This window comes from Anabaena cylindrica UHCC 0172 (genome assembly GCF_034931625.1).
Classification (GTDB): Bacteria; Cyanobacteriota; Cyanobacteriia; order Cyanobacteriales; family Nostocaceae; genus Anabaena; species Anabaena cylindrica_A.
The window spans coordinates 1-19,776 of sequence record NZ_JAYGGY010000016.1 but is presented as its reverse complement, the minus strand read 5'-3'; the positions used below and the strand labels follow the sequence as shown (position 1 = coordinate 19,776).

General features: G+C 37.6%; 23 protein-coding genes, 1 other RNA gene and 3 pseudogenes. 14 read left to right on the top strand and 13 right to left on the bottom strand.

What is annotated here, in order from left to right:
- Window positions 1-44: 44 nt before the first annotated feature.
- From VB713_RS06820 to VB713_RS06805, 4 genes and pseudogenes are all read right to left on the bottom strand, one after another.
- The gene (locus VB713_RS06820; protein ID WP_323310816.1) at window positions 45-3,221 is read right to left on the bottom strand and encodes an N-6 DNA methylase; all 3,177 of its coding nucleotides are present in this window, start codon (window positions 3,219-3,221) and stop codon (window positions 45-47) included.
- Entirely contained in the window at window positions 3,193-3,555 is a 363-nt protein-coding gene (locus VB713_RS06815) for a type I restriction enzyme HsdR N-terminal domain-containing protein (protein ID WP_323310815.1), read from the bottom strand. The genes VB713_RS06820 and VB713_RS06815 overlap by 29 nt, the downstream gene beginning before the upstream one ends.
- 268 nt (window positions 3,556-3,823) lie before the next feature.
- Window positions 3,824-4,063: pseudogene (locus VB713_RS06810) on the bottom strand (DUF29 domain-containing protein); the annotation flags it as partial.
- A gap of 36 nt (window positions 4,064-4,099) precedes the next feature.
- Window positions 4,100-4,735 (bottom strand): hypothetical protein, encoded by a 636-nt coding sequence (locus VB713_RS06805; protein ID WP_323310813.1) that lies wholly within the window; start codon window positions 4,733-4,735, stop codon window positions 4,100-4,102.
- A 56-nt stretch (window positions 4,736-4,791) separates the two neighbouring features.
- On the opposite strand from VB713_RS06805, the gene ssrA reads away from it, so the two are divergent.
- Window positions 4,792-5,183: a transfer-messenger RNA gene (gene ssrA / locus VB713_RS06800) on the top strand.
- Window positions 5,184-5,369: 186 nt separating this feature from the next.
- On the opposite strand, the gene VB713_RS06795 is transcribed toward ssrA, so the two are convergent.
- Entirely contained in the window at window positions 5,370-5,915 is a 546-nt protein-coding gene (locus VB713_RS06795; protein ID WP_323310812.1) for an NADPH-dependent FMN reductase, read from the bottom strand.
- A gap of 440 nt (window positions 5,916-6,355) precedes the next feature.
- Here VB713_RS06795 and ftsH point away from each other — a divergent pair, with 440 nt between their 5' ends.
- Window positions 6,356-8,251: an ATP-dependent zinc metalloprotease FtsH gene (ftsH, locus tag VB713_RS06790; protein WP_323310811.1), complete on the top strand. Its 1,896-nt coding sequence runs from the start codon at window positions 6,356-6,358 to the stop codon at window positions 8,249-8,251.
- A gap of 120 nt (window positions 8,252-8,371) precedes the next feature.
- Here ftsH and VB713_RS06785 read toward each other — a convergent pair whose 3' ends face one another.
- Entirely contained in the window at window positions 8,372-8,956 is a 585-nt protein-coding gene (locus VB713_RS06785; protein ID WP_323310810.1) for a hypothetical protein, read from the bottom strand.
- Window positions 8,957-9,153: 197 nt separating this feature from the next.
- On the opposite strand from VB713_RS06785, the gene VB713_RS06780 reads away from it, so the two are divergent.
- The 3 genes from VB713_RS06780 (at window position 9,154) to VB713_RS06770 (ending at window position 10,015) form a co-directional block, all read left to right on the top strand.
- The gene (locus VB713_RS06780) at window positions 9,154-9,528 is read left to right on the top strand and encodes a hypothetical protein (RefSeq protein ID WP_323310809.1); all 375 of its coding nucleotides are present in this window, start codon (window positions 9,154-9,156) and stop codon (window positions 9,526-9,528) included.
- 104 nt (window positions 9,529-9,632) lie between these two features.
- Window positions 9,633-9,809, top strand: coding sequence for a DUF6888 family protein (locus VB713_RS06775; protein WP_323310808.1), 177 nt, complete (start codon window positions 9,633-9,635; stop codon window positions 9,807-9,809).
- Complete coding sequence (locus tag VB713_RS06770; protein ID WP_323310807.1) at window positions 9,809-10,015, top strand: DUF6887 family protein; 207 nt, start codon at window positions 9,809-9,811, stop codon at window positions 10,013-10,015. Before VB713_RS06775 ends, VB713_RS06770 begins: the two co-directional genes overlap by 1 nt.
- Before the next feature lie 48 nt (window positions 10,016-10,063).
- On the opposite strand, the pseudogene VB713_RS06765 reads toward VB713_RS06770, so the two are convergent.
- Window positions 10,064-11,164: pseudogene (locus VB713_RS06765) on the bottom strand (nickel-dependent hydrogenase large subunit); the annotation flags it as partial.
- A 115-nt stretch (window positions 11,165-11,279) separates the two neighbouring features.
- On the opposite strand from VB713_RS06765, the gene VB713_RS06760 reads away from it, so the two are divergent.
- The 4 genes and pseudogenes from VB713_RS06760 to VB713_RS06745 all read left to right on the top strand — a co-directional run bounded on the left by VB713_RS06760 (window position 11,280) and on the right by VB713_RS06745 (window position 13,969).
- On the top strand, window positions 11,280-12,737 hold the full coding sequence (locus tag VB713_RS06760; protein ID WP_323310806.1) for a site-specific integrase: 1,458 nt from the start codon (window positions 11,280-11,282) through the stop codon (window positions 12,735-12,737).
- Between the two features lie 51 nt (window positions 12,738-12,788).
- The gene (locus VB713_RS06755) at window positions 12,789-13,034 is read left to right on the top strand and encodes a hypothetical protein (RefSeq protein ID WP_323310805.1); all 246 of its coding nucleotides are present in this window, start codon (window positions 12,789-12,791) and stop codon (window positions 13,032-13,034) included.
- A 170-nt stretch (window positions 13,035-13,204) separates the two neighbouring features.
- Window positions 13,205-13,339: pseudogene (locus VB713_RS06750) on the top strand (site-specific integrase); the annotation flags it as partial.
- Window positions 13,340-13,426: 87 nt separating this feature from the next.
- Window positions 13,427-13,969 carry an NYN domain-containing protein gene (locus tag VB713_RS06745; protein WP_323310804.1) on the top strand — a complete coding sequence of 181 codons (543 nt, stop codon included), beginning with the start codon at window positions 13,427-13,429 and terminating at the stop codon, window positions 13,967-13,969.
- Between the two features lie 247 nt (window positions 13,970-14,216).
- Here the strand turns inward: VB713_RS06745 and VB713_RS06740 are convergent, their stop codons facing one another.
- Entirely contained in the window at window positions 14,217-14,612 is a 396-nt protein-coding gene (locus tag VB713_RS06740) for an aspartyl protease family protein (RefSeq protein ID WP_323310803.1), read from the bottom strand.
- Complete coding sequence (locus tag VB713_RS06735; RefSeq protein WP_323310802.1) at window positions 14,605-14,823, bottom strand: hypothetical protein; 219 nt, start codon at window positions 14,821-14,823, stop codon at window positions 14,605-14,607. Before VB713_RS06735 ends, VB713_RS06740 begins: the two co-directional genes overlap by 8 nt.
- Before the next feature lie 639 nt (window positions 14,824-15,462).
- Here VB713_RS06735 and VB713_RS06730 point away from each other — a divergent pair.
- Window positions 15,463-15,738: a hypothetical protein gene (locus VB713_RS06730; protein ID WP_323310801.1), complete on the top strand. Its 276-nt coding sequence runs from the start codon at window positions 15,463-15,465 to the stop codon at window positions 15,736-15,738.
- Window positions 15,735-16,100, top strand: a complete 366-nt coding sequence (locus tag VB713_RS06725) for a clan AA aspartic protease (RefSeq protein ID WP_323310800.1) — start codon at window positions 15,735-15,737, stop codon at window positions 16,098-16,100. Before VB713_RS06730 ends, VB713_RS06725 begins: the two co-directional genes overlap by 4 nt.
- A 606-nt stretch (window positions 16,101-16,706) precedes the next feature.
- Here VB713_RS06725 and VB713_RS06720 read toward each other — a convergent pair.
- The 4 genes from VB713_RS06720 to VB713_RS06705 all read right to left on the bottom strand — a co-directional run bounded on the left by VB713_RS06720 (window position 16,707) and on the right by VB713_RS06705 (window position 18,259).
- Window positions 16,707-17,075 carry a hypothetical protein gene (locus VB713_RS06720; protein ID WP_190604631.1) on the bottom strand — a complete coding sequence of 123 codons (369 nt, stop codon included), beginning with the start codon at window positions 17,073-17,075 and terminating at the stop codon, window positions 16,707-16,709.
- 84 nt (window positions 17,076-17,159) lie between these two features.
- Window positions 17,160-17,483, bottom strand: a complete 324-nt coding sequence (locus tag VB713_RS06715) for a papain fold toxin domain-containing protein (RefSeq protein WP_323310799.1) — start codon at window positions 17,481-17,483, stop codon at window positions 17,160-17,162.
- A 109-nt stretch (window positions 17,484-17,592) separates the two neighbouring features.
- The gene (locus tag VB713_RS06710; RefSeq protein WP_168358338.1) at window positions 17,593-17,976 is read right to left on the bottom strand and encodes a helix-turn-helix domain-containing protein; all 384 of its coding nucleotides are present in this window, start codon (window positions 17,974-17,976) and stop codon (window positions 17,593-17,595) included.
- Complete coding sequence (locus VB713_RS06705) at window positions 17,951-18,259, bottom strand: type II toxin-antitoxin system HigB family toxin (protein WP_323310798.1); 309 nt, start codon at window positions 18,257-18,259, stop codon at window positions 17,951-17,953. Before VB713_RS06705 ends, VB713_RS06710 begins: the two co-directional genes overlap by 26 nt.
- A 343-nt stretch (window positions 18,260-18,602) precedes the next feature.
- On the opposite strand from VB713_RS06705, the gene VB713_RS06700 reads away from it, so the two are divergent.
- The 3 genes from VB713_RS06700 (at window position 18,603) to VB713_RS06690 (ending at window position 19,605) form a co-directional block, all read left to right on the top strand.
- The gene (locus VB713_RS06700) at window positions 18,603-18,803 is read left to right on the top strand and encodes a hypothetical protein (RefSeq protein WP_039204217.1); all 201 of its coding nucleotides are present in this window, start codon (window positions 18,603-18,605) and stop codon (window positions 18,801-18,803) included.
- Window positions 18,803-19,063: a hypothetical protein gene (locus VB713_RS06695; RefSeq protein WP_015213912.1), complete on the top strand. Its 261-nt coding sequence runs from the start codon at window positions 18,803-18,805 to the stop codon at window positions 19,061-19,063. Before VB713_RS06700 ends, VB713_RS06695 begins: the two co-directional genes overlap by 1 nt.
- A gap of 323 nt (window positions 19,064-19,386) precedes the next feature.
- A complete protein-coding gene (locus tag VB713_RS06690) occupies window positions 19,387-19,605 on the top strand; it encodes a hypothetical protein (protein ID WP_323310797.1) in 219 nt (72 codons plus the stop codon).
- Window positions 19,606-19,776: the final 171 nt, after the last annotated feature.

Here is a 19,776-nt window from a genome sequence, read left to right as displayed (position 1 = left end):
AGATTGTTCAGGGAAAATATATATAGATATTATACAACAGGAAATTAACTGATGATGCTTTTGATATCAATTCCTAAATTTTCCAATTGTTGATTTATCCAATCTGTAGCTGTTGCTTCATCGGTTTCTATCGCTTTTTCTACTCCTATTTTAGCAATTTCTAGCAGTTGTTTGGATTGTTCACGTTTTTGATGTGACTCTTCAACTTTATTTCTAATTTTTTTCTGTACTGATTCAGGTGCATTCCAAACTAAAAATTGACTAATCTCATTAGGGTATAATTCAATTTGCCCTGATGAACCTTTAAAATATTTTTCAACCTGTAGCTTGCCAATAATACTATTGAGGTAAATAGACAGATAAACCGAGTCAAGTAAATCAGTTCTGAGAATAGTTACATGATTATCTGGTAAAGCTGGTTGTTGATAAAGATAAGGCGCACAGCGTCCAATTGTACCAACACCTGTACCATTGATTAAAACATCATCAGTGTGAATTATGAGTGGATTATCAATTTCTGGAAAATAAGCATAACGATTATCTGTCAGAATTACTTCACCTTCTCGAACGTGCTTAGAATTAACAACAGGTAAACCCAATTTATTGTCATTTCCAGATTCAATATATATGGGTTGTTTTCCTCGTTGATTAAGGTTAAGTAAATCACCGAGTCTAGTTAATTCAACTTTCTCCTTTAGTCGTTCAATCAGTTGATCATATTTTGGTTGATAATACTCAGCATCAAGGCGACTAGAAGACAAAAAAGACTCTTTAAAACTCTTGATAGCAATAGTTTCTTTGGTGGGTTGCCAGTCTTTTAAGTTGAGTTCTGATAGCAGTAAATACTCAGCTTGTTGGTATTTTTGGTTGCTTTCTAATTCCATTTTAAATGCTTGCAATATTACATCTTCACAATTATTTTGGAATAGTCTACTAATTTCTGGTAGTTTCAGTCGTCTTACTGTACCAGTTGATATAGTTGGTTGAGCGACTGTTTTAACCTCTCTGAGAATTTGGAGCAATCCAAACTTTGAGTTAAAAAAAGCAGCAAGAAAATAAGGACTATATTGACCTAAATCTATTTCAACTGCAATAATATTAGGACTGATAGTTACTTTTGGATAAGTAAGAACACCACATTTTATATCACCAACTCTGGAAAAAAGCAAAGTTCCTTCATTGAAAATTTTTAGTCCTTTAGCAAAAACATCTTTTTCTGAAATGTGGACTAAATTATTATCTTCTACTTTTAAATTTATTAAATTGAAAGGTCTAATTACTGCAATTCCAAACTCTTGATATGTTTCATCCAAAATAGTTGAGCCAAAAGGACCGCAAATTATTAATTTGGCAAACTCATTCAAAGATTTATTATTTTTAAACTTTCGATTAATTTCAATAAACCTTTTTTGAAAGAAATCATTATCAAATCTAAAAACTTCATTTTCAACTGCAATTTCACTTAAACTAATTTCAACTGCTTCTAGCCCATCCATCAACCTTTCATACTTCACAGCATCAAACGGTGCAACAGATGGGCTTAACTTAAAAAAACTGAAATTCTCCTTTTTTGCAAACTCAATAAACCCCTCTGCAATACCATCTTGTGTCTTTCCTTCATGATTAAATAAATCATGATCAACAATCAAATGACCGTGATCATCTAACAAAAAATCACCCGAACCATCAGACTTTTTAACATACATTTTTTCACCAGAATTATCCTTACCTGACTTTTGCATTGTCGCAAAAAAGATATTGTAATCATCCTGGCGAGGACATAACGCGCCTACTTTTGGATCATCATTCCATTTTTGCACCAACAATACCGAAGTTTTAGTTCCCGTATGGGGTTTAAAAGTATTTCCATGTAACCCAACTACTGCCAAAATTCGGCAACGTTCCGCAATAAAATCACGGATATTTTTATCAGAAGAATTATTAAAACGTCCTTGAGGTAAAACAATTGCCATTCTGCCCCCAGGCTTCAAAAAATCCAGATTGCGTTCAATAAATAAAATATCCCGCCCGACTTTAGTTTCCCATTTACCATTAGCCTTTTTAGCTAAATCATAATGATTAATAATGCGCGTTTCTTTAATATCTCCAGCAAAAGGTGGATTTGCCATCAACACATCAAACTGAAATTCTCGATAGTCCTTACTACCTTTTGGTCGTTGCCGTTTTAAACGTTTGAATCCAGCATTATAAATATCATCCCATTCTTCCTGTCCTGTTACCTCATCCCACATTTCATAATCTAAAGTGTTCAAATGCAAAACATTTGTTTCACCATCTCCAGCAATTAAATTCAATGTCCGCGCTACCCTTACCGCTTTTTCATCAAAGTCAATTGCAAATACTTGTTCTTGCACATATTCTCTACATCGTGGTGGCTTCTCTTCCAGTGAAAACAAATGACTTGCTGATAAACCTTCATCCTCCAAAATTTGCCGCCACACATGAAAAATTGTATGCACTGGAAACCCGGACGAACCAGCAGCCGTATCAATCATGTATTCATCCTCTTGAGGATTAAGCATCTTGACACACATATCAATCACATAACGAGGTGTGAAAAATTGTCCTTTTTCTCCCTTGCTGCTTTTATTAATTAAATATTCAAAAGCTTCATCAACAACATCCAAATTAGAGTTAAATAACTTCACATTTTCTAAGGAAGACACGCAAACCGACAAATGAGAAGGAGAAAGGCTAATTTTCGCATCTTCACTAAATACTCCTTCCCATTTTTTCTTAGCTTTATCAAACAAATCTTGAATTTTAGTTTTGAGTGCGGCTTCCGTTTGTCCTGTGTTGCGAAACTCCAGTAAACGAGTTGTACGGCGATTTCCTTGACCAGAATACCACTCATCATACAGTTTAGTAAAAATTAGCTTAAATAGTTCCTCAAAGACATCTACTCCAGCATTTGCTAGTACCTCATCTTCCATTTCTTCGATTAAGGCTTTGAGAGATTTATTCTGTTTTACTAATTTATCGTTAGCAACTAAATCTTCTAAAGTAAACTTAATTTGCAGAATATCAGCTAGAGTTTGACTAGCATTAGGTAAACCGGGAATTTCTTCAAAATAGTTAGGATCTTTTCGCTGATAATAGGAAATTTGATCGCCATTAGTCCAAATAGCAATAGGCGCACCTGTAGCGTGACAATAAGATCGTAATTGTTCTTTACCGTCTTTGAGTTTCGGCTTTTTCACCTCCACCAGCATATAGACTGTATTTAACCGAATCTTTGTCCATTATGACAATATCAGCCCGTTTCACCTCGCGTCCAAAATTTACCCCATACTCTACTTGAATCCGATTAAGGGGATAGTAAAAACGTTCTGTTAACACCCGCAGATATAGTTGTCGAATTGCTTCCTCTGGTGTAAGTTTAATCTCCTTTTTGCGAACTAAACAAACGGTGTAGGGTGTTTCGCCACTTTTGGTAGACTTGAGGATAATTGACTGTTCTAGCTGTGCAATTTCTTTAGCAGTAAATTGAGAGAGTTTGTAATTTGAATCTTTGAGAATATCGGCTAATTTCATGAATTAAATACTTAAGAGTCTGAGAATTATAAGAATAGGTTACAGAACTTGAATTAGTGTATATAGAATATGCTATGCAAGGTCATGAACCTGATTAGTATCATTATCTGGGACAATTTCACCATAAAACAAAACATTTCTTTATAATATTGCCAAAAAAATCATACTCAAAATAAATTTTTATTTTTATCCAATTCAATTATTTAAAAAATAATTATTCAGAGTTTCTTCTAAACTAAAAACGCTGTTCTGTAATAGTACTCCGCTAAGTTTCGCTGCGTTTATATGGTTGATATTGCCATTTTAATAAGTGCATTAATAACACAATTAAGCGGCTTTTCAACTCGCGTTTTTCACTTTTACCCATACTTTCAATTTCTTCAATCAGATTAGGTATATCTATTTGATGCAAATTATTTTCTTTCAACTGCTGCACAATTGTTTGTGTCCATAAGTAAAAATCTTGATCATAAAGATTTTGGGTATTGACAACAGATTGATTTGTCATTTATATTCCTCCTGGTTTTTTCTTTGATATTCAATCCTAATTTAATTTTGATTTGACTGAATTATTTTCTATAATTCCCACCAAAACTCTAATTAAACCTTCTAAATCATCAGGTAGCGAATAAATAGTAATATCTTCAGTTATTTGCTTTGTTTGAACATCTAATATTCCAAAACGCCACACATCACCGGTTGTTACAGCACCATAGTGAAAATTTTGTTCTTCAATTTGAGAAAAAGCAATTAATTCTGTAGCAAGTTGAGTAAATCCTCTAGTTAAATCGTCATTTTTTGCTTCTATAACTAATAAATTATGTTCTGCGCGTAGTAAATAATCTAGATTGCCTTTTAACCATTTACTAACAATTAGTGGGTATTCTATTCTTAACTGACAATCACAATAATATGTAGCAACTTCTATTAAAATGGGTGCTACTAAAGTTTCTCTTCTCGCTGTTTCACTAGTTAAAGTTACTCGTGTTAATGTGCGTTCAATGCGATTCTGTAATTCTAGTAAGTGATCTAGATGTTTTTCAGTTTTAGGAAGTGATAATCTTGATCTAACTAATTTATAGCCTAATTCTGCTAAAATTTCTTCGGGTGGATAGGTCATCTCAAAATATGAACGAAATGTATATTCGCGTTCTTCTTGGAGAATTTTTGGTTTAGTCATAATTTTTGTTTGCCAACTTGCAAAATTCTGTACTATAATAAAAGTCTAAAGCACATGGGGCTTTAACGGTTTCGACAGGTTGGCGAACGCTACTCTGTGATTCAGGTCGAGAGCGAGTCTCCTCTCGGAAATCAAAGACTCGAAAAAAAAGTAAATGCGAACAATATCGTAAAATTTGCTCGTCGGGAAGCTCTAGTAGCTGCCTAAGAAACCTCTTTTAGGTTCGAGCGTCTTTAATTTGACTCCGTTAAGGATTAAAGACCTAACCCCCAACGGATGCTCCAACAAGCGTTCTCTGGTTGGCTTGGAGGCTAAGATTAAATCAGAGCATCCTACGTTCGGGATAATGAACGATTCCCGCCTTGAGGGTCAGAAAGGCTAAACCTGTGAATGAGCGGTGGGTTAATACCCAATTTGGACATGGGTTCGACTCCCATAAGCTCCATTTTAAGAAAAGAGCAATTCCACCTGACACTTTTATGTGTAGGTGGATTTTGTTTTTCCAGGTCGATTTATACCAGTTTTGTGTAGAGTTGCGCCAGATAAATACCGTAGAGACATTCAATAGAACATCTCTACAAGGATTATAGAAAATGCATATTTAAATTCGGTTGATGTCTAATCGATTCCGTTTTTAATTAACTCCCCGCAATTTACGAGTATTATCAACCAAACTTTGAGCAAATTGATCAAATCGTTGAGATAATTTTTCATCTAGTAGTTTACCCTCTGGACTAAATGCACCCCAGGCTTGACCAATAGCTATCTGCTCCATAATTGATTGACAGTGAACCCAGCGGAGGATGATTCTGAGGTCGTTTAAAGCGTTGCTGTTTACTTGTCCACCCAAGATACTAATCAAACCAGCTACCTTACCAGATAGCTGATCAAAAGTCATTAAATCCAAAGTATTTTTAATAACGCCACTAACACTGCCATGATATTCTGGTGTTGCCAAGATTAAAGCATCAGCATTAAAAACGGTATCGCGTAGCTTCTGCACGTCTGGATAGTCTGGATATTCTTTGGCACCTGTGCAAAAAGGTAAGTGCATTTGCTTTAAATCAAGAATTTCTACTTCTGCACCTAAAGCGGCTACTCGTTGTGCTGCTACTTGTAAGCCTAACTGGGTATAAGATCCGGGTCTTAAACTACCACCAATACCAACAATTTTTACCATAGTTCACCCACTAAAACCAGAATTCTTAAAAGTCGGAGTCATTACGACTATGATTATAGTAGCGATTGATTGCGTAATATGTCAAATTTTAATTGCCGGGAGAAATTTATGTTAATCCCTAGTACCGCCGTGAAGTTAAAAGTCAAAACGAATACAGCATAATATTTCAGATAAAAACCTATAATTGAATCTGATGTCAGGATAGGGGGCAAATTCAATAGTCGGGTTTTGCGGGAAGGAAAAAACCTTTAACCTTTACCCAAAGCAAATTGAAAGTTTGCAGTATTGACATAACATCAGTAGTAAAAATCTGGGAATGTTTTTGTTTGGAAGTTAAACTAGATAATAAAACCGTAATTTCCAGTTATTGCAATTTCTGCTAGAAGAATAGGCATAAAACTAGATATCAGCTTATGCCAAAGAATAAAAGGGTAAATATTATGACAAATTTTGGGAAAAAGACATTGAGGAAACAGCGACCGATAAAGCGCAGTATTTGGACTGGGGCTTTAGCAGCTACTATGATTATGATGCCAGGAATTTTGGGGATAAATCCCGTTTTGGCACAAAAAGCAGAGCGTAATTCCTTAACTTATGGAGAATTGCTGCAAAAAACCGAGCAAGGGCAAGTTAGAAAGGTAGAACTGGATGAAACTGAGCAAATAGCTAGAGTTTATCTGACAGATCAAAAGCCAGATGCACCACCGATACCAGTGCGACTTTTAGATCAAAACTCTGAGTTAATTAATAGACTCAAAGAAAAAAACGTTGATTTTGGCGAGGTTTCCTCTGCTAATAGTAGGGCTGCTGTAGGGTTGTTGATTAATCTGATGTGGATTTTGCCACTGGTGGCTTTAATGTTGTTATTCCTGCGTCGTTCTTCTAATGCTTCTAACCAAGCGATGAATTTCGGTAAATCCCGCGCTCGTTTTCAAATGGAAGCGAAAACTGGGGTAAAATTTGATGAAGTGGCTGGTGTGGAAGAAGCAAAAGAAGAACTACAAGAAGTGGTTACTTTCCTCAAACAGCCAGAAAGATTTACTGCTGTTGGCGCTCGGATTCCCAAGGGTGTATTGTTGATTGGACCTCCTGGTACTGGTAAGACTTTACTAGCAAAAGCGATCGCAGGTGAAGCGGGTGTTCCTTTCTTTAGTATCTCTGGTTCTGAGTTTGTAGAAATGTTTGTGGGTGTGGGTGCTTCCCGTGTCCGTGACTTATTCAAGAAAGCCAAAGATAACGCACCTTGTATCATCTTTATTGATGAAATCGACGCAGTAGGTCGTCAACGGGGTGCAGGTATCGGTGGTGGTAACGATGAGAGAGAACAAACTCTCAACCAACTATTAACCGAAATGGATGGTTTTGAAGGGAATACAGGCATTATTATTATTGCTGCTACCAACCGTCCTGATGTCTTGGATTCTGCGCTATTACGTCCCGGTCGTTTTGACAGACAAATAACTGTTGATGCTCCAGACATTAAAGGACGTTTGGAGATATTGCAAGTCCACTCTAAGAACAAGAAATTAGACAAGAGTGTATCCTTAGATGCGATCGCACGTCGCACTCCTGGATTCACAGGTGCAGATTTAGCCAACCTCCTCAACGAAGCCGCAATTCTCACCGCTAGAAGACGCAAAGAAACCATTACTATCTCAGAAATAGATGATGCAGTAGATAGAGTTGTGGCTGGAATGGAAGGTGCCGCTTTAGTAGACAGCAAAAACAAGCGTTTAATTGCCTACCATGAAGTTGGACACGCTTTGGTGGGTACTTTAATTAAAGACCATGACCCAGTACAAAAAGTTACTCTCATCCCCAGAGGACAAGCGTTAGGTTTAACTTGGTTTACACCCAATGAAGAACAAGGTTTAATTTCCCGTTCCCAAATCCTATCGCGGATTATAGCTGCTTTAGGCGGTCGGGCTGCGGAGGAAATTGTTTTTGGTAAAGCTGAAGTGACAACAGGTGCAGGAAATGACTTACAACAAGTCACAAGTATGGCACGACAAATGGTAACACGATTTGGGATGTCTGATTTAGGTCCATTGTCCTTGGAAAGTCCAAGTCAGGAAGTATTTTTGGGACGTGACTGGGGGAATAAATCAGAATATTCTGAGGAAATTGCTGCTAAAATTGATACCCAAGTCCGGGAAATTGTTAATAGTGGCTATATCAAAGCGAAAGAACTGTTACAAGAAAACCGCCCAGTGTTAGAGCGTTTAGTTGATTTATTAGCGGAACAGGAAACAATTGATGGGGATTTATTCCGCCAGATTGTAGAAGAATATACACAGGTTCAGGTGACAGATCAAAAATTAGCTGTATCTCGTTAGTAAATAGAAAAAGTAGAGACGTTCCGCCGGAACGTCTTTACAAGGATTTCAAGCCACGCACATTTAATTACCGGAGATGTCGATTGTATAGACTATTGACTTTTTTAATAGATAAAGAGTTTAAAAAGACTGTTCAAGAACTTTCTTAAATGGTGGATTGATATTATAGTTAGCCCTTACTTTATCTCGCACCATAACTTCAATAACTGTATATGCAAGATCGTGAAAAAATGCTCTAGAAGAGCCGATTTCTCCAAACGTACCCCATTGAAAAGAAATTTGACCAGAGCCGAATATTTCGCTAACTCCAGGTTCTTGCAGCTTCAATTTTGAACCATCAAAAACACTATTTGCATATTCTTCTGGTATCCCAACTCTAACTATATCTAATGATGATGCGAGAGAGGAATTAACTTCGCATTCCAATTCAGTTGAAATAGCTACTTTCAAAACTAATTTACCAGAATCATTTGGCTCAAACATAGCACCTAAGCAGCCATATAAAAACCTAGCTCCTAGAGGTGCTAATATCTCAATCATGACTTTTCTCTTAGAGAATGAAATAATTTTTGCATTCTCAACTATGACTTCAATCCTTTCATCTATTACAGGATGAAAAATAGGTCGTAAATCAGGAAAATAAAATCTTTCGTTATTCCAAATACGAGCCTTTCCCGATAAACCTAAATCCAATACTTTGCTCATTAGTCAATCCCCATTAACAGACAAAAGAAAAACTCTCTTTTAGTTGACGAAATACTACTTTTTGAGTATATGCCTAAGTTATTACAATATGGCCAATCAGACGAAATTCTGCCAGGTTAGAGATAGAAAATTTCCCAATATGTCAATTTAGCAGCTAATTAAAGCTAAAATAGACTATTGCAGCATTGAACCGCACCATGTTTGATATATTGCCTTTCCGTTTTGAGTTGGATAAAATTGCGATCGCAGGAGCTTGTTTATGGTCTTTGGCTCTATATCTGGCTTTGGCATCAACTAGGGAATGGGTGACAGAGCAATTAAACAGGTGGTTTAACTTTGCCGAACGTTCTCTTTATACTAGTCAAACGGAATTTGAAAAGACACGCAAAGCTAGAGAATCGCAAAATGCCTTTTATGCCTCACTGTTTAGCATTATGCCTTTTTTCGTCTTTGGTGCTTTATGTAACTGGGGTATAGAAATCAGTTTAGGTAATAGCTGGGGAATCAGCACCGGCATACTTACCTGTATGGGTGCTGGGATTTATGAACTCGGACGCAGAGATGCGGAATAAATATGCCCTTTTTAATTGTCTGAATCAGGATTTACAGGATTATTTTTCATCTTGATATACTGAATGCTAATCTCAGTAAATATGTTAAATTGATGGAAGCAAGGATGCCTACTAACGCGCAATTGAGAAGTTTATATACAATTAGCTATCAATTAACCTACATGATGCTTCAACCAATACACCTCATTTGCATTGATGAGCGAACTCAAAATTTATATATTTTGGCTGGATATCATGAAGAACTAGAGTTTGAAATAAATTCTAACGGCGAGGTAATGTAATGAATCAAATAAACTACGCTGCTATGTCTGACCAAGAATTAAAGCAATTGTTTATTAAAAATAAACATGATAAAGCAGCATTATCAGCATATTTAGAAAGACGTAATCAAGTGGAACGTCCAATTATTGCTAAAGTTGATGATCCTGATTTTGAAGCCAAAATTCAAGCGGCTATTCACCAACAAATCAGCCAGTATCAAAATTAAGTAAAGTGGGTATTGCCCACTCTACAAATGTTGGTGTGAAACCATAAATTAAGCTGTTCTAAAACGTGCCAATTCTTCCCCAGTTTTTGCATCATGGGCGTGAACAGTACACACCAAACAAGAATCAAAAGAACGGGCTACGTGACCTACTTCTACAGGATCTGTCGGGTCTTTAATAGGAGTTCCTACTAAGGCTTCCTCAATGGGTCCACGTTGTCCTGCACCGTCACGGGGTCCGATATTCCAAGTTCCAGGGGCGATAACTTGGTATTGTTTAATTTTGCCTTTTTCGATTTCTACCCAGTGACATAATGCACCTCTAGCTGCTTCTGTTGCACCCCAACCTTTACCGTCTTTTTCTTGGGGTTTGATATACCAAGGGTCGTTTAACTTGAATTCCCGGAGACAGCGTTCGGCTTGACGATATAATTTTACTAATTCGTGAACTCGTGCCAGTTGGCGGACGTGAACATTTGCACCACCCATTTTTTTGAAAACATCAAGGATAAAGGGGTCGTAATGTTGCCAAGATTCACCATGTTTACCACCTGCAACTAGTTGACGGGCTAAGGGTCCGGCTTCTAAACGTCCTAAATCTTGGTGGAGGACGGCGCTAGACCAAGAATATGCACCATTAAAATCTTTTTGGTTGTGGGTTGTTGGTGCAGTGGTGCGATCGCTCGGATGAACGTCTTCCGTTCCCTCATCATACCAAGAACGGGTTGTATTTTCACGGATAAAAGATTCATTAATCAACGAATGAGTATCAGTGAAACTATCATAAACACCGTTTTTCATAATTACGGCGGTGTTACGTCCCTCAATGGTGGGGTAATTATATTTATCTTCATGGGGAATATAACCCCAAGTTACATATTTACCCACACCAGCACCAAATCGATCTAAACCGATATCTAAACCCATGCGCCAATATAAACCCAAGTCAGATTCTCGATGTTTAACATCTTGATTCAACCATTTAATAAAATCCTCATAAGATTGAATTTCTTCATATCTTTCTAAAGAACATCCTAACCAAACTGGTTCTAACCAATTAGTGCGGAAATATTCCAGAATTGCCCAAGCGCGGGTAATATCCGTTAAAGTGGGGGCGCACATCACACCACCAGGCACCATATAACTGCTATGACAACAGGTGATATGCTGTAAATGTTCCTGAGTAACTTATTTTTCAGCTAATTTTGCTCAGTCAGAACATTTTATTTTCACCATTTCAGTTTATAAATAAGGGAATATTTAGGGAATGAGCCGACAAAATCAGGGTAATTGCGAGGGTACATATTCCACATCTACACAGGAATATGCAAATGCAGACTCAAGCGACTGGTTCGCAGATATGTTCGCAGACTTTGAACCGCAGAACACCACAGACGGCAGCTATAGGGGAACAATGGCGAAAATAAAAGCAACGGAATTACAGTATCAAGCAGTTTTTGAACAGAAGTTAGTCGAAGCTAATACTAATTTAAAAAGGGAGAGAATAAGAGTTAGTATTAAACAAACTGGCAATTCTCTCCAATTACGAGCTACCTTACCTTTAAAACCAGGAGATTACAGTTTAGGTAAAACAAAAAAGCAGTATGATTTATCTCTAGGAATACCCGCAAATTTAGAAGGATTAAAAACTGCAATTGAAGAAAGTTATGAGTTGGGTAAATTAATTGCTCGTCATACTTTCGAGTGGAATGAGAAGTATTTAGGAATTAAATCGAGAGAGAAGCAAGAAATCAAAACAATTGGGGAATTATTAGATACATTTGATGAAAAATATTATCAAACCCGTCAGAAAACTATAACTAGTCAAAATACTTTTGCTAACTATATATCTGTAATTAAAAGAAACTTGACTCTCTCCCATTTAGCCACAAAAGAAAATTTTGAGGAAGTTATTAATTCATTTCAGGGTAATAAAAAAAATGAATTAATAGCAGTAAGTTCTGTTTTGATTAAAACCTTTAATTTAGGATTTCAACTCGATGTCAAACGAGATCATGTCACACCTGCTTATCGAGAAATTCCTGAAGATGAAAAAATAATATCTGCTTTTGACCTCTTTGAAAAATTCGCCCTCAACCGCAAAAATACAAATATTAGTGATGAAATAGACACCTGGGAAATGTGGCGTTGGGTATATGGAATGTTGGCGACTTATGGGTTAAGACCAAGGGAATTATTTGTCCAACCAGATATTAATTGGTGGATGTCTCCCCAAAATATAGATCATACTTGGAAAGTGAATAAAAATACCAAAACTGGATATCGAGAAGTTATTCCTTTTGTCCCTGAATGGATAGAATTATTTGATTTACATAATCCCAAACCATTAAAGATTTTAGAACAAAAGGTGGCAAAAATTGCATCTGTACAAAATATTAATTGGATGCGGAGAGATATATCCAGATGGTTTAGAAAGGTGGGAATTGAGTTTCAACCTTATGATTTGCGGCATGGTTGTGCAATTAGAGCGCATCTTCAAGGAATACCGATTAAAGCCGCAGCAGACAATTTAGGTCATACTGTTGATGAACATACAAAGACTTATCAAAGATGGTTTGGAATTGAAAACAGGAAAAAAGCCTTTGGTGAGGTAATTAGTCAAAAGTCATTAATTGAGTTGCAGAAGAATGAAATATTGGCGCTACGGATGGAGAATGAAAGGTTAAGGTTGGAGGTAGAAAAGTTGAAATTATCGGTTGGATAGAAGATTCCTGTATAATAACTAGTTAGGCTAATTTTCTCACTTAAAGTCCATATGAACCAAAATCAATTTCCTTGCCCAGAGTGTGACGCAGGGCAAAGTCCAAAAGAGCAACTGTACCAAGAGTTAGGGAGTCGTCAAGCAAGACAACTTCCATGTGCTTTATGTAGGGGCAATCTCTATGTTTCTTTGGAGCGAGTTAGACTATACTTTGAGACATACGGCGGCTCACAGGCTTACCAGCAATACATAAAGAAGTGTCAAGAATCACAGGCTTCTGAAGAAGACAACAACATCTAGCTTGATCAATAGGGAACTTCTCAGAGAGGACAATATGTCAGTGCGATCGCCGATTTTGTAGAGTGCGTTAATGGAATGTAAAGCACCTTATAACTTCACCGTTAAACATCTTTGAGAAAAGCGATCTTTCTTGTGCTTCCTTAACTGTGATTAACTGCGATCGCTCTTAAGTAGAGTTTCAACCATACGGTTTGCGTCATGCTTGTGCAATTAGAGCGCATCTTCAGGGAATACCGATTAAAGCCGCAGCAAACAATTTAGGTCATACTGTTGATGAACATACAAAAACCTATCAAAGATGGTATTTATCCGGAAATTTTCTGTATAATACGAGATATTGACGATATCAAGAACCTTTGTGTTCATTTGACTAAATAATAAAGTTTATCAGTATGTCTAATTTTGTATACGTAGATAACTCTAATGCCTTTATTGAAGGAAAACGTGTAAGTGCTGTTCGTAAAGGAATAGTGCAAAATATTTATGAGGCAATGAACCGAAACATTATTGATAACTCATATCGCCTTGATTTTGGTAAGCTTCATAGCTTTACCGCAGGTAGCGATCCTAGCAAGATAAAAAGAGCAGTTTTGTTTGGCTCTCGTCCTCCTGAAAATGATACATTATGGGTAATTGCTGAAAAAGCTGGTTTTGAAGTCGTTACTCCTAATCGAAATGCTGCGAATAAAGAGAAGAAAGTTGATACAGGGATTGTGTCAGAAATGATGCGTGATGCCTACAAGAAAATGAATAGTGATGAAGATGTAATTACTTTGGTCGCAGGTGATGGTGATTTTGTACCAGCTATTCAAATTCTCCGCCAGGATGGTTACAAAGTCGAACTATTTTTTTGGAATCATGCTTCTCAAGAATTGAAGGACGCTTGCAATCGTTTTGTTGCACTTGATCAACATCTTGAACATCTTAGTTTTTAGTTGACGACAGCGACATAACAACCCTAGTGTGATCGGCGAGCTTATAGGGTGCGTTAATGGAATCTCAATAATTTCACTGTTAAACATCTTTGGGAAAAGCGATTTCTATGTCGCGCTTTGCGATCACTCAAAATCCATTTTCTCGTGCTTCATTAACTGTGATTAATTGCGATCGCTAATATTGGGGAAATGCGATCGCTGAAAATCCATTGTCTTGTGCTTCCTTAACTGTGGTTAACTGCGATCGTTAATCAATTCGGACAATTTTGATCGTGCATTGCGATCGTTCAAAACAGACATCAAATTCTCGAAAAAAGTTCGTTTGCCCAAGAATTAAGGGTACATGAGAGGATTGTACCCAAGCAAATGCTAGACGAACGGGTTCAATATTTCCAATTTGAACTTGCACAAATAACCCCCGTGCTTCAACCTTTGCAAGATTTCCAGCCAATGGTAAGCGGACAGTTTGATTATCCCAAATTGCACCTAATTGTAACCCAATATCATAAGGTAAGACATTGACAGTAGACCCAGTATCCAACAGTGCATTTGCAGAAACAGAAGAGTCTGCATAACTCAGAATGACAGGAATTGTGGGTAATGCTTCATCGTCAGAAAAGGGAAACTCAACTGTACTAGGCATGAGTTGATGTCTCTTTGTTATCCTGAATCATCTGCATTAGAATGTTTGCAGCTTCCGTTGCGTGATATGGCGACCAAATCGGGTACTCTGATGCAGAAAAGATGACTTGTAGTTCAGCGTCTGGGATTTGTGTGGCTAGGAGTTTGAAGAGTGATAATTTGTCTGACTGACTCAGATTGTTGACCAGAGGAATTAACTCAGTGAGTGACATAGTTTAAACTTCCATACAGGCAATAATACATTGATCATAAGTCATCTGTGAGGTAAAGTCTAACGAGTCCGTTAAACATCTTTGAGAATGTCTTGTGATTCTTTAACTGTGATAGTGCGATAGCGAAGCGCTCCGTAGGAATCGCTCAAAATCCATTGTATTGTACTTCTTTAACTGGATTAACTGCGATCGCTAATATTGAGTTAATGCGATAGCGAAGCGCTCCGTAGGAATCGCTCAAAATCTATTATCTTGTGCTTCTTTAACTGTGGTTAACTGCGATCGCTAATATTGAGTTAATGCGATAGCGAAGCGCTCCGTAGGAATCGCTCAAAATCTATTATCTTGTGCTTCTTTAACTGTGGTTAACTGCGATCGCTAATATTGAGTTAATGCGATCGCTCAATTTCCATTATCTTGTACTTCCTTAACTGCGATCGCTCAAAATCCATTATCTTGTGCTTCCTTAACTGGGATTAACTGCGATCTCATGGGTAAGCGATAGCGAAGTTCGCTATCTGGTTGCACCCAATAGAACAAGAAGGGGAACTTTAGTTATAATTGAAAGGCTACTAATACTGAGTTTCTAAGATATTATAAAGAAGTTCACAGAGTAGCGTAATGATCGGGACTCAAAATATGCAAGCGATCCTTTTAAGCCGTGAAGAAGTTGCGCGTCGTGCAAAGCAACTGTACGAGGGCAGAATTCGCCAAGAAGTGGAAATTGAAGAAAACATTGGCAAGATGGTTCTCATTGACATTGAGACGGGCGACTATCAGGTTGATGAGAATGGCTTGCGTGCTGCTGACTACTTGAGCGATAAGCACCCAAATGCTCGACTTGTTGGATTGAAAATTGGGTACAACGTTGCTGCATCCTTTGGCGGTAGTGTTATGGAGCGTGTCATTAAGTGATTTCAGGTATTGTAGCTGATGGACACGCAATTATTACTATACCGTTTCGGATTCCAAATCGTGCTGACTTCCCGATTGAGTTTGTAGTAGACACAGGATTTACAGATGAGCTTTGTCTACCACCAGAGGCAGTTGCACTGCTGAATCTCCCATTCAAGTATGATATGCCTGCCAACTTGGCAGACAATAGTCGAGTCATGCTACCAGTTCATAAAGCCATCATTCTTTGGAATGGCGAAGAGCGAGAAACTCGCGTGTTAGCAACAGGACGGCGACCTTTGGTTGGAACTGCTTTGCTGGATGAACATGAGCTTGTGATCCAGTTTACGGAAGGTGGTTTGGTAACGATTGATAAGTTATAGTACGATTCCTAGATCGCACGTCGCTATTGTTTTGTGTTTCCTTAACTGTGATTATACTGCCAACGGGTGAAATTTGGACTTATGTCATACTGTTCGCGTAGCGTGGCGTAGCCATACGTAACGTAGTGCAGCGTTCGCGTAGCGTGCCGTAGGCTCTAGTATCTCGGAGATTCTTCACTTCGTACCCTACGGGAAGCAAGCTACAGAATGACACTTTTAACCCGTTTTTAGTATAGCTGCGATTGTATGAGTAAGCGATTTCTAGGTCGCGCTAGTTCCCTCCGGGACGCTTTGCGAACGCTATCGCTTAAAATCCATTGTCTTGTGCTTCCTTAACTGCGATTAACTGCGATCTCATGGGTAAGCGATCGCTCAAAATCCATTGTCTTGTGCTTCCTTAACTGTGATTAATTGCGATAGCGTAAGCGCTGACTTGTCAGTTCGCTAATATTGAGTTAATGCGATCGCTCTTACGCTTCCTTAACTATGATTAATTGCGATCGCTGATCTTGTGGTGCGATCGCTCAAAATCAATTATCTTGTGCTTCCTTAACTGGGATTAACTGCAAGAGAAACAACCAGCACACTAAGATTCAGTGTTATTCTTCAGGCAGCTTTTTGAGAATTTTTAGAGGATGGTTCAGCGAGAATTGGTTCAATATCCTGGCTTTTGTCTCTTTGGATAAATTCATCTAGTAATTGAAAAAAGTAATCAAATGCAGCTTTTTCATCAATACAGGTTAGTAAAATAATTTTATCCCAAGCGTTAACGGTATGGATAGATAAGCGGTTTTGTAACCAAGGTTGAAAGTTTTTATAAAAATCACTTTCAGTTTCAGTATTAGTAATACCTAATTCAGAGCGAGAAAAGCGATATCCCAAGATAAACATCCGTAAATTACTGATAGATGCTGTTCCCAAATATAAGCCTGGTTTGGTTTTAATTTTTTCGAGTAAATTAAATAATGCACTCATTGAGTTTAACTCCATTAAAAATTTTCAAAATTCTTCTATTACTTCTATTTTAAACTCATTAGATAGAGAAGTAAAATCTTGAATCTAGTCATCTGGGTATAGTCCTTGTCGGGAAAGATTGTCGAAAATTTTGCCAAAAACTTCAACACCATAATGAACGCCATTTTCCGTAATAGTTTCAAAGCAACCTTGTTTTTCTAAGCGTTCGCTCAAAATAAAGTCTTCATTGTCGTATATGGTCGAAAGTCGCCAAAGTTTACCAGGAATTTTACGTTGTTTTAGCCACTGTTTGAGTGTCTTGGCACATTCTTGGCAATGAAGTAATGGAAATCGAATGACAAGATTACCAATTGCTTGATGAATTTCGGCAATGGCTAAATCATCCGGTAAATTATTCAGAAACAGCACTCCTAAAAAATGTTGATCTTATTACGTTTTCATCTTTGAGAAAAGCTATTACTAGGTCGCGCTTGGCGATAGCGAAGCGATGCTGCAAGCAGTTCGCAATATTTCTACTTTATAATATCAGCGATCGCAATTTGAATGTTTCTTGAGAATTGAGTTGACGTTTGCCGTCTAATATGTCTAATATTGTTTGTTCTTGCTCAAAAATCCCTAAAAAATCTCGTATTTCCAAATTATAGTCTTCCATTAATGTTTGTAATAATTCTCCATCAGTTAATTTAGGGAATTGTTCATTTTTCTCTTCATAGTCATAAACTAACATTCCTAATACATTTATATAATCTCGATCATCTTGGCTAAGATTTTTTTGATCTAATATTGTATTAATTCTTTGTTGAGTGATACTTAATTCAAGATCATTTGTAATAGGACGAGGTGCAAATTCTGTAATTAAACTGAGGTAATAAGGGCTAGGGATTGTTAAACCAGTCATCATTTTTCCAATTCTCCTTATCATAGTCTGCGTGGATTAAAACATCACGAATAAAAATGATTTGTGCCTGATAGTCAATGTAAGTAATTAACCGATAATTATTACCACTAATATTAAAAACGGCAAAGTTACCAACTAAATCAGCAGAAGAAAATAGTTGACGTAATTGAGCAAAGTTCTCAAGGTCAGATTTAGTTATTCTGTCATACCATAATAATAAGCTATTTTTAGCTGTTGAGTGTTTTTCCCAAAATTCTCGTAAACTCCTCCGACTAATTACTCGCATGGGCTTAAAAATCAAAGTTTATATTTTATAATAGCTGATTCAGATACGGTGCATCGCCTAACAAGATCGGCGATTACTAGGTCGATTGTCTTGTGCTTCCTTCACTGTGATAGTGCGATAGCGTAAGCGCTGACTTGTCAGTTCGCTAATATTGAGTTAATGCGATAGCGTTCGCGGTAGCGTCTCGAAGAGATAGCGCGACCTAGGAATCGCTCAATATCCAAATAAATCAATACGAAGATGTGTGCAGAGTGTGTTTTATATTCAGTGGCAGGGTAGAAATTAGAATTGATCCTTTCTACAAAGCTATAATGTGATGGAAGTCAAAAAACTATAATTCAATATGTCAACCATTGAACAAATTGAAGCAGCTATTCTAACGCTTCCACCAGAACAATTTCAGCGACTTCGGCAATGGATATTAGACGTAGACTACCAACATTGGGATGAGCAGCTAGAACAAGACATCGCAGACGGCAAACTGGAGGCTTTAGCAGAAGAAGCGATCGCTGAGTTTAAAGCGGGACATTGCCGAGAACTCTGATGCACTACACAACGCGAAGATTTTGGAAATGCTATGACGATTTGCCCCCTCAAGTTCAGGAAACAGCAGATCAGTGTTACGAACTTTTGAAAGCTGATCCATCTCATCCATCATTACACTTCAAGAAGATTGGTAAAAAATACTGGTCAGTTCGAGCAGGATTAGACTATCGGGCTTTAGGAGTTGAGGTAGAAAGCGGTATTTCTTGGTTTTGGATCGGAACTCACGCAGAATATGACAAGCTCATTGGTAAGCTTTAACCAGCAATGCGATAGCGCAAGCGGTGACTTGTTAGTTCGCTAATGTTGGGTTAGTGCGATAGCGAAGCGCTCCGTAGGAATCGCTCAAAATCCATTGTCTTGTGATTCTTTAACTGTGATTAACTGCGATAGCGTAAGCGCTGACTTGTCAGTTCGCTAATATTGGGGAAATGCGATAGCGAAGCGCTCCGTAGGAATCGCTCAAAATCCATTGTCTTGTGATTCTTTAACTGTGATTAACTGCGATACCTTTGGCGATTGCTAGGTTAAAATGAGAGGGCGACTCCATCTTTTCACTAACCCTCAGACGAGGAGATTCTCAAATGCCATTAGCTGAACTCATGTCACAAATCCAGGAACTTCCAAAAATTGACAAGCTTCGGCTCATGCAGTTTCTGGCAACAGAACTAGTCAAAGAAGAAGATGCAAACTTCTTTGTTGCAAATCAAGAGTATCCAGTCTGGTCGCCCTACAATTGCTCTGAGGCTGCCAATATTTTGATGAATCTTCTGGCTACAAAGGAACAAGAAAAGAATGTTTGACGCTCAAAGATTTGCCTACAAAATTATTGACAGTAGCCTTGGCATGGTGGATAGAATGCCCCATCTGCCTTTGACCCTCGGTTATCACGGTCATTCCTTGAAGGTTGAAGGCTTATTAGACATCTCCGAAAAACAATTAAATTATGCTATAAGAATATAAAATAATATTTT